Source organism: Lentzea sp. NPDC059081, from assembly GCF_042738015.1.
Classification (GTDB): Bacteria; Actinomycetota; Actinomycetes; order Mycobacteriales; family Pseudonocardiaceae; genus Lentzea.
Genome location: NZ_JBHYGW010000054.1, coordinates 21,954 through 31,440 on the forward strand (window position 1 = coordinate 21,954; position 9,487 = coordinate 31,440).

Sequence of the window (9,487 nt, forward strand, 5' to 3'; positions counted from 1 at the left end):
TCGGGATCCGTTCGCCGTGCGTATGGTCGCGGGTCCAGGGACCACGAGTTCTGCCCCGCCATTTGGAGGTTCGCCGATGACGGAGACCACGAACATCGCACTACCGGCGATGCGCGTGTCCTACGAGCAGGGCTCGCTGAGCGAGTCGGAGCTTGCCGCCACCTGGCACGACCAGCTCCAGCTGTGGCTGGACCAGGCCTCGGGTGCCGGCCTCCCCGAGCCCAACGCGATGGTGCTCGCGACCACCGACGTCAAGGGGCGTCCGTCGTCGCGGACCGTGCTGGCCAAGGGCTTGGACGAGCGCGGGTTGGTGTTCTTCACCAACTACACGTCAAACAAGTCGCACGATCTGATGGCCACTCGCTACGCGTCCGCCACGTTCCCGTGGTTCGCGATGCAGCGGCAGGCGCACGTACGTGGGGTCGTCGAGAAGGTCGGGCCCGTGGAGACCGCCGAGTACTGGAACTCGCGTCCCCGTGGGTCGCAGATCGGGGCTTGGGCTTCGCCGCAGTCCCGGGTGGTGTCGGGGCGGTCCACTTTGGAATCGGCGCTGCACAAGATCGAGCGGCAGTTCGCGGACACCGAGCGGATTCCTGTGCCGCCGCACTGGGGTGGGTGGCGGATTCGGCCTGAGGAGGTCGAGTTCTGGCAGGGGCGGCGGGATCGGATGCACGATCGGCTGCGGTTCCGGTTGGGGCGGGATGGGTGGGGGATGGAGCGGGTGGCTCCGTAGGGGGTTCGGGCTTTTTTGGTGGGGCGCTTCCTGTGGGCGGGAGGCGCCCCGTTTTTGTTGTTCCTGGCTAGTTTCGGCGTGGTCGCCAGTGCGGTCTGGTGCCTGTTCCAGCGTGGTTGCCGTGCGAGTTCCAGCGTGGTCCAGCTGAGCTGAGCCCGTGTCTGTTCCAGCGTGGGCGTGCACCTCGGACGAAAGACTGGGTACATCGCCGCTCCGCGACGATTGCGATTGGGGCTTGACTTCGGGGCCCTTGCGAGGCGCTGGTTGGGCCGGAAAAGGCCGGATGCTTCGCAACCGGCCGATCCACAAGTGGTAGCACCTCGCACCCAAAGTCAAGCCCCAATCGCCTAACCACGAGTGGGTTCACCGCTACCCATCTGGGCAAGGTCCGCACGGCTCGCCTTCGGCATCGCGGTCGCGAGTGCGTGGGGGTTGTTCCTGCTCGCCTTCGGCATCGCTTGGGGCCTCGGCTTCGCCGTTGGCGGTGCGGGGGTCTTGTCGGCTCGCTTCGCATCGCAGCGGGGTGCGGCAGCTTCGCGCCTGCCGCGCCTGCTGCGGTCTGGCTCACCTCCTCCCGCTGCAACCCGTCCTGTCCGTCGCGCGTCACTCAGGCTGACGAAGTGTCCGGATTCCACACGGGCATACTGGGATTTCGGCAACGGCTAGCTACGAGGTGCGATTTCACGTGTGCGGAGTGCTCGGACTCATCTGTTCCACCGAAGCCGCGGCGGCCAACGCTCGTGGTTCGGTGGCCTCGGCACTGCGTTGCCAGCGGCACCGCGGGCCGGACGAGCAGGACACCTGGGCCGATGCCGAGGTGGTGTACGGGTTCAACCGGCTCGGGTTCATCGACCTGGAGCACTCGCACCAGCCCCTGGTGTGGGGGCCGCCGGAGAACCCGACGCGGTACACGTTGAACTTCAACGGCGAGATCTACAACTACAAGGAGCTGCGGGCCGAGCTGGCCATGCACTACGGCGCGCAGTTCAAGACGAAGGGTGACGGCGAGTCCATCGTCGCCGGGTACCACTACGCCGGGGCCGACTGGGTCAAGAAGTTGCGCGGCATGTTCGCCTTCATGATCTGGGACGCGCAGGAGCGGGTGGTCTTCGGGGCTCGGGACCCGTTCGGGATCAAGCCGCTGTACTGGGCCGCGGGGCCCGGGGGTACGGCGTTCTCGTCGGAGAAGAAGAGCCTGTTGCAGCTCACCGGGGTGCTGGGGATCAGCCAGGAGCTCGACAAGACGGCGTTGCAGCACTACCTGGTGCTGCAGTACGTGCCGGAGCCCGAGTCGTTGCACAAGGCGATCCGGCGCGTCGAGTCCGGGACTTCGTTCAAGGTGTCGCCGGGTGGGCAGGTGCTGTTCAACCGGTACTTCAAGCCGGTGTTCTCGCCGCGGCCGGTGAACGGTGAGCACGAGGCCGAGGCGTTGCACGAGCGCATTGCCGAGGTCATGCGCGACTCGGTGGCCAAGCACATGATCTCCGACCCGGACGTCACGGTCGGGGCGTTCCTGTCGGGCGGTATCGACTCGACGGCGACGGCCACGCTCGCCAAGTTGCACAATCCCAACCTCATCGCGTTCACCAGCGGGTTCGACCGCGAGGGCTACTCGGAGGTCGACGTCGCCGCCGAGACGGCGGCGGCCATCGGGGTGCGGCACGTCGTCCGGACGGTGTCGCCGGACGAGATGATGGAGGAGCTGCCGCTCATCCTCTGGTACCTCGACGACCCGGTGGCGGACCCGGCGCTGGTGCCGTTGTACTTCGTCGCCAAGGAGGCGCGGAAGTACGTCAAGGCCGTGCTGTCCGGTGAGGGTGCGGACGAGCTGTTCGGCGGGTACGTGATCTACCACGAGCCGTTGTCGCTGTCGCCGTTCGAGAAGGTGCCGGGCGGTGTGCGCAAGCTGATGGGCGCCGTGTCCAAGAGCATCCCGGAAGGCGTGCGGGGCAAGGACCTGCTGCGGCGCGGGTCGCTCAAGCTGGAGGAGCGCTACTACGGCAACGCGCGCAACTTCAGCGACGCGCAGGTGCGGGCGGTGTTCCCCGGCTACGTCGAGGGCGTCGGCTTCCAGGACGTGACCGCTCCCTGGTACCGCGAGTCCGAGAGCTGGGACCCGGTGGCGCGCATGCAGCACATCGACCTCTACACCTGGCTGCGCGGCGACATCCTCGTCAAGGCCGACAAGGTGACCATGGCCAACTCGATCGAGCTGCGGGTGCCGTTCCTCGACCCCGAGGTCTTCCGCATCGCCGCCGAGGTGCCGCTCGACCAGAAGCTCACCGAGGGCACCACCAAGTACGCGCTGCGCAAGGCGTTGGCGAAGATCATCCCCGCGCACGTGCTGAACCGGCCGAAGCTCGGCTTCCCGGTGCCGATCCGGCACTGGCTGCGCGCCGAGATGTACGACTGGGCGCGCGGGATCATCGCCGACTCGCAGACCGGGCACCTGCTCGACAAGAACGCCGTCATGGACCTGCTCGCCGAGCACAAGTCCGAGCAGTTCGACCGCAGCCGGCAGCTGTGGAGCGTGCTGTGCTTCATGATCTGGCACGGGATCTTCGTCGAGGGGCGCATCACCCCGAAGGTGCCGGAGCCGGTGTACCCGGTCCGCCTCTGACGAGTGGTCTTGGCGACAACCGCACGTACAACGCCTGTTAGTTGCCATAAGCTAACGAAATGGCCACCGTGGGGAGAAGCGCGCGCTCGACGTTCGTGATCGACACGCGACCGTTGAAGATCGTCGCGTATCGCCGGCTGTGGCTCTCGACGATCGTGACGGCGGTGGGCTCCCAGCTCACCGCCGTCGCCGTGCCCAAGCAGGTGTACGACCTCACCGGGTCGTCGGCGTGGGTCGGCATCGCCGCGGGTGTGGCGCTGGTTCCGCTGCTGGTCTTCGGCCTGTGGGGCGGGGCCGTCGCGGACACCGTCGACCGCCGCAAGCTGATGCTTGTCACCAACGTCGGCATCGCCGTCTCGTCGGTGCTGCTGTGGGCGCAGGCGGCGTTGAACATCGGCTCGGTGTGGCTCGTGATCGCGCTGCTGGGCCTGCAACAGGTGTTCTTCGCGGCCAACTCGCCCGCGCGGTCGGCGGCGATCGCGCGGCTCGTGCCGGCCGAGCTGTTGCCGTCGGCCGGTGCGCTGGGCTCGACGGTCATGCAGTTCGGCGCGGTGCTCGGGCCGTTGCTCGCGGGTGCGTTCATGCCGATCGTCGGGCTGTCGACGCTGTACCTGGTGGACGCGGTCGCGCTGGTCGTGACGGTCTACGCGGTGTGGAAGCTGCCGCCGATGCCCCCGCTCGACGGGGTGGTCCGGCGCGCGGGCCTCAAGGACGTGCTGGCCGGGTTCACCTACCTGTGGGCGCAGAAGGTGCTGATGGCGAGCATGCTGCTGGACATCATCGCGATGGTGTTCGGCATGCCGCGGGCGCTGTTCCCGGAGATGTCCCAGCACACGTTCGGCGATCCGGCCGGCGGTGGGTTCGCGCTCGGCGTGCTGTTCGCCGCGATCCCGGTCGGTGCGGTGCTCTGCGGGCTCACGTCCGGCTGGATCTCGAACATCAACCGGCACGGCGTCGCGCTGACGCTGGCCGTGGTGGGCTGGGGGCTCGCGATCACCGGCTTCGGTCTCGCCGGGTCGTTGTGGGTGGCGGCGGCGTTCCTCGCGCTCGCGGGCGCGGCCGACATGGTGTCGATGGCCTTCCGCGGCGCGATCCTGCAGTCCGCCGCGACGGACGAGATGCGCGGGCGGATGCAGGGCGTCTTCATCGTGGTCGTCGCGGGTGGACCGCGCATCGCGGACCTGTTGCACGGCACGGGTGGCGCGGCGTTCGGCACGGCCGCGGCGGTGTCGGTCGGCGGGCTGCTGGTCGTCGTCGCGACCGTGGCGATGGTGGCGTGGCTGCCGGAGATCTGGCGCTACCGCGTCAGTTCCGCGGGCTGACCTCACCCGCGGCCGGCTCGACGATCTTCACGTCGCTGCCCCAGTCGGAGAAGCGCGCCTCGTCGACGATCGTCGCGTCCCGGAACTGCGTCGTGAACTTGATCCGCACCGGCAGGTCGTCGTCGCCGACCTCGACGTCGGCGGTCGAGCCCGCGACGCCCTGGTCGAGGGCGAGCTTGACCTCGTTGCGCAGGTTCTCGTCGGTGAGGGCGTCGTAGGCCTTCCGGTAGTCGACGGCGATCGAGTACCGGTGGCGGTCGGCGACCTCGGTGACCAGCTGGATCGCGCCGCCCGCCTCGATCACCGGCAGGTGGTAGGTGGTGAACACGGCCTGCTGGTAGATCACGTCGTGGAAGCCGAGCAGGGTGTTGGTGAAGTCGTCGTCGTCCGCGCGCTTCAGCTTCACCCACGGCTTGTCCTGCGGCAGCCCGAACACCGCGGGCAGCTTCACGAACGCGCCGTCGTCCGCGGTCGAGACGTACCGCAGCTCCTCCGGCTGCCCGCCGGTCTGCACGGGACGCGTGGTGGTCGCGTCGAGGTTCGGGACGTCACCCAGCCGGACGGAACCGGTGGCGGGAGCCGTGACGCCGCCCGTGGTCGGCGGGGAGATGGTGAAGCGGTAGGTCTTCTTCTCGCCCACGGCCTTGGTCACCGCGCTCGCGAACCTCTTCACGTCGGTCACCCGGTCCGGCTGCTCCGGCGGCGGTGACGACGTGCAGGCGGTGAGGGCGACAGCGGCGGCGAGCAGGGTTGCCGTGCGTTTCATGCCTTACACCATATGGGTGAGGTCGCGGCAGCTCGTTCTGATACCCAGGCGAAACGGGCAGAGTATTCGGGCATGGCTGAAGCGACTCCACAAACGGAGCAACCAGAGCTGAATCGGGCAATCGGTCCGAAGCTGCTGCTGTTCTTCGTCGTCGGTGACATCCTCGGCACCGGTATCTACGCGCTCACGGGCAACGTGGCCGGCAAGATCGGCGGCGCTCTGTGGCTGCCCTTCCTGCTCGCGTTCGTCGTGGCGTTCCTGACCGCGTTCAGCTATCTCGAACTGGTCGGGAAGTACCCCAGGGCGGCAGGCGCCGCGCTCTACACGAACAGAGCGTTCAAGATCCACTTCTTGACGTTCATGGTCGCGTTCGCGGTGATGTGCTCCGGCATCACCTCGGCGTCCTCGGCGGCGCTCGCGTTCGGCCGCACCTACCTGCGGCAGCTGCTGGTGGAGTTCTTCGACCTCACCCTGCGGCCGGAGTCGCTGGTGTTCACCGGGCTCGCGGTGGTCTTCATCGCCGCGCTGGCGCTCATCAACTTCCGTGGCGTCTCGGAGTCGGTCAAGGCCAACGTGGTGCTGACCTGCATCGAGCTGTCCGGCCTGGTGATCATCATCCTGATCGGCGCGTACGCGGTCGTGGTCGGCGACGGCGAACCGTCGCGCCTGACCGACATCCACGTGCCGTCGGGCTCGAACATCATGCTGGCGGTCACCTCGGCGACGGCGCTCGCGTTCTTCGCGATGGTCGGCTTCGAGGACTCGGTCAACATGGCGGAGGAGTGCCGCGACCCGGTCCGGATCTTCCCGCGCGCGATGCTGGTCGGCATGGCCGTCGCGGCCCTGATCTACGTCCTGGTCGCGATCACGTCGTCGCTGCTGATCCCGGCCGACGAGCTCGCCAAGGCCGGCAGCAGCGCGTTGCTGAAGGTCGTCACCGTGGGCGCGCCCGGCTTCCCGCTCTGGATCTTCGCGCTGATCGGCCTGCTGGCGGTCATCAACTCGGCGCTGATCAACATGCTGATGGCGTCGCGCCTGCTCTACGGCATGTCGAACGAGAAGATCATCCCGAAGTTCTTCGGGGCCGTGCACCCGTCCCGCCGCACGCCGTGGATCTCGATCGTCTTCACGACCGGCGTCGCGGTGATCCTGGTGTCGACGGCGGACATCGGCAAGCTCGGCGGCACCACGTCGTTGCTGCTGCTGATCGTCTTCACCATCGTCAACGTCGCGTGCCTGGTGCTGCGCAAGGAGAAGGCCGAGCACAAGCACTTCCGCGCGCCGACCTGGGCCCCGGTGCTCGGCGCGATCACGTGCGCGTACCTCGCGATGCCGGTGCTGTCCGGCCGGCCGTGGGACGACTACGAGATCGCGGGCTGGCTGCTGCTCGCCGGTCTCGTGCTGTGGGTCATCAACCGCGTGATGCACGGCAAGCAGGAGATCAACGCGGAGACGCTGTCGAAGTAGGTCCCGTCAGTCCAGCAGGTGCTGGAGGAACCGGTCGGGCCCGCCCAGGAAGTTGCGGGTGAGCGCGACCGGTTCCGCCGTGTCGTAGGAGACCTCGTCGATCGTGTCGGTGATCTCCAGGATCGTGGCGCCCGGAGCGGCGAGCAGGATCGGCGAGTGCGTGGCGACGAGGAACTGCGACCCCTCCTCGACGAGCTCGTGCATGCGCCGCAGGATCGTGAGGCAGCCCTTGACCGAGAGCGCCGCCTCCGGTTCGTCGAGGACGTAGAGGCCCTTGCCACCGAACCGGTGCGTCATCAGGTCGATGAAGCTCTCGCCGTGCGACCGCTCGTGCAACGACCTCCCGCCGTAGGAGGCGTGGATGCCGGCGCCGATCCGGTCGATCTCGGTGATGACGTTGTAGAACGACTCGGCCCGCAGGAAGAACCCGGTCCTGGGCTTCCTGACGCCCCAGCTCAGCGTCAGGCAGTCGCCCAGCGACGACTCGGTCGCCTTGGTGGCGAAGCGGAACGACTGCGTGCCGCCCTCCGCGTTGAACCCGGCCGCCACCGCGACCGCCTCGACGATGGTCGACTTGCCCGCGCCGTTGTCGCCGGTCAGGAAGGTGATCGGGGTCCTGAGGTCGATCGGGTGCTCGAACAGGTGCCGGACGGCCGGGAGCGTGAACGGGTAGCGGCCGGTGTCGTGCTGCCGGTCGAGGCGGACCTGCCGGATGAACGTCACGCCAGCCTGGCCAGCTCGACCGGGTCGTGGGCGGAGAACACCTCGACCTCGCCCTGCGCCTTCAGCTCCCGCAGACGTTCTACATTGGACAGACGCTGCGCGCGGATCGTCTCGGTCTGCTTGGCGGTGAGCTTCAGGGCGAAGATGTTGCTGGGCGGGGTCTCGACCTCGCCGCGGTAGAAGTAGGCGTCCCCGGCGTGCAGCAGCCAGCCGTCGTCTGACCGGACCGCGATGCCCGTGTGGCCGCGGGTGTGGCCGATCAGCGGGACCATCAGGATGTCGTCGCCCAGACCGGCGATGTTCTTGACCGCCTCGAACCCGTGCCAGCTCTCGCCTTCGGCCTTGTGGGTCTCGAAGGTGACGCCCTCGCGCTGCGCCTTGGGGTACCGGGCCTTCTCCTTGGGACCCTTCGGGTTGGTGGCGGCCTCCAGCTCGGTGTCGAGCACGTGGACGGTGGCCTTCGGGAAGTCGCGCAGACCGCCCGCGTGGTCCATGTCGAGGTGGGTCAGCAGGACGTGCCGCACGTCGTCGGCGGTGTACCCGCGCCTCTCGACCTGGGAGATCGCCGTCTCGTTGATGTCGAGGACCGGCTTGAGCAGCGTGCGGCTCAGCGGGTCGATCGTCGCCTTGGGGTCGACCACCTCGTGCGTGCCGAAACCGGTGTCGACCAGGACCAGGCCCCGGTCGGTCTCGATCAGCAGGCAGTGCGCGACGATCCCGCCCGCGACCAGCGGCGGACGCATCGTGCCGCAGTTGAGGTGGTGAACCTTCATGGACGGATCCTTCCGTTGGCCCCGTAGGCTTCGCCCCATGTTGGGGATCTCGTACGAGGGTGCCACCGCCGTGATCACGACTGTAGGGGCGGGTCTGCGGTCGTTCTCGGTCGACGGCGTTCCGTACGTGGAGACGTTCGGGCCCGATGAGAAGCCGCCGATGAGCGCCGGCGCGGTGCTGGTGCCCTGGCCGAACCGGACCGCCGGTGCCTCGTGGGTGCTGGACGGGGTGCGGCAGGAGCTGGAGGTCACCGAGCCGGCTCGGGGGAACGCGATCCACGGGCTGTTGCGGCGGCGGCCCTGGGAGGTTCTGGAGCACACCGGGTCGTTGGTGTCCTTGGTGGCTCGTCTTTCGCCTCAGCCCGGGTGGCCGGTGGCTTTGCGGGTCACCGTGTCCTATGCGTTGGATGATCGTGGGTTGACGGTCACGCATGGGGTCAAGAACATCGGGGATGTTCCTACGCCGTTCGGGGTGGGGACTCATCCTTATCCTCGGGCTGGTCATGCGTTGACTGATTCGTGCACGTTGACGTTGGCTGCTACTACGGTTTTGCCGTTGGATGTTGAGCGGATGGTTCCGTCTGGGGAAGCTCGGTCTGTTGAGGGGACTGAGTTTGATTTTCGTTCGGGGCGGTCGTTGAACGGGGTTCGGTTGGACACGCCGTTCGGGGGGTGTGAGCCTGGTCCTGACGGGTTGGTTCACCATTCCTTGGTGTCTGATTCCGATGATGCCGGGGTTGAGGTTTGGGCTGATCCTGCGTTTCGGTGGGTTCAGGTTTTCACGCCGGATTCGTTTCCTGGGCGGGGGCGGGCTGTTGCTGTTGAGCCGATGACCTGTCCGCCGGATGCTTTGAATTCTGGGGTGGATTTGATTTGGGTTGCTCCTGGGGAGACTTGGGGGGCTCGGTGGGGGATTCGGCCGTTGGGTTCGTAGGTCTTCTCGGTTGCGTTCCCCTGTTGCGTGGCGTTCCCCTGTTGCGGGCGGTCTGGTTGCGGTTGCGTGCTTCCACCTGGGGGCGCTGCCCCCAGACCCCCGGCAATCTGATCGGGGGCCCCGCGCCGTCGGCGGGTTGATGGCACGCC

At 67.7% G+C, this 9,487-nt stretch carries 8 protein-coding genes; 5 read left to right on the forward strand and 3 right to left on the reverse strand.

The window, feature by feature from the left end:
• Nucleotides 1-76 precede the first annotated feature (76 nt).
• The 3 genes from pdxH (at nt 77) to ACFWV3_RS45125 (ending at nt 4,675) form a co-directional block, all read left to right on the forward strand.
• Nucleotides 77-733, forward strand: coding sequence for a pyridoxamine 5'-phosphate oxidase (gene pdxH, locus ACFWV3_RS45115; protein ID WP_382420444.1), 657 nt, complete (start codon nt 77-79; stop codon nt 731-733).
• Nucleotides 734-1,418: 685 nt separating this feature from the next.
• Nucleotides 1,419-3,353: an asparagine synthase (glutamine-hydrolyzing) gene (gene asnB / locus ACFWV3_RS45120; RefSeq protein WP_382420446.1), complete on the forward strand. Its 1,935-nt coding sequence runs from the start codon at nt 1,419-1,421 to the stop codon at nt 3,351-3,353.
• Nucleotides 3,354-3,412: 59 nt separating this feature from the next.
• The gene (locus ACFWV3_RS45125; RefSeq protein ID WP_382420448.1) at nt 3,413-4,675 is read left to right on the forward strand and encodes an MFS transporter; all 1,263 of its coding nucleotides are present in this window, start codon (nt 3,413-3,415) and stop codon (nt 4,673-4,675) included.
• Here the strand turns inward: ACFWV3_RS45125 and ACFWV3_RS45130 are convergent.
• Nucleotides 4,659-5,441 (reverse strand): hypothetical protein, encoded by a 783-nt coding sequence (locus ACFWV3_RS45130; protein WP_382420450.1) that lies wholly within the window; start codon nt 5,439-5,441, stop codon nt 4,659-4,661. The two genes, ACFWV3_RS45125 and ACFWV3_RS45130, sit on opposite strands and share 17 nt — an antisense overlap.
• A gap of 72 nt (nt 5,442-5,513) precedes the next feature.
• On the opposite strand from ACFWV3_RS45130, the gene ACFWV3_RS45135 reads away from it, so the two are divergent.
• A complete protein-coding gene (locus tag ACFWV3_RS45135; RefSeq protein WP_382420452.1) occupies nt 5,514-6,908 on the forward strand; it encodes an APC family permease in 1,395 nt (464 codons plus the stop codon).
• 6 nt (nt 6,909-6,914) lie between these two features.
• Here ACFWV3_RS45135 and ACFWV3_RS45140 read toward each other — a convergent pair whose 3' ends face one another.
• The gene (locus ACFWV3_RS45140; protein WP_382420456.1) at nt 6,915-7,631 is read right to left on the reverse strand and encodes an AAA family ATPase; all 717 of its coding nucleotides are present in this window, start codon (nt 7,629-7,631) and stop codon (nt 6,915-6,917) included.
• Nucleotides 7,628-8,404 (reverse strand): MBL fold metallo-hydrolase, encoded by a 777-nt coding sequence (locus ACFWV3_RS45145; protein WP_382420458.1) that lies wholly within the window; start codon nt 8,402-8,404, stop codon nt 7,628-7,630. Before ACFWV3_RS45145 ends, ACFWV3_RS45140 begins: the two co-directional genes overlap by 4 nt.
• 37 nt (nt 8,405-8,441) lie before the next feature.
• Between ACFWV3_RS45145 and ACFWV3_RS45150 the strand changes: the two genes are divergently transcribed.
• A complete protein-coding gene (locus tag ACFWV3_RS45150; protein WP_382420460.1) occupies nt 8,442-9,338 on the forward strand; it encodes an aldose 1-epimerase family protein in 897 nt (298 codons plus the stop codon).
• The last annotated feature ends 149 nt before the right edge of the window (nt 9,339-9,487 follow it).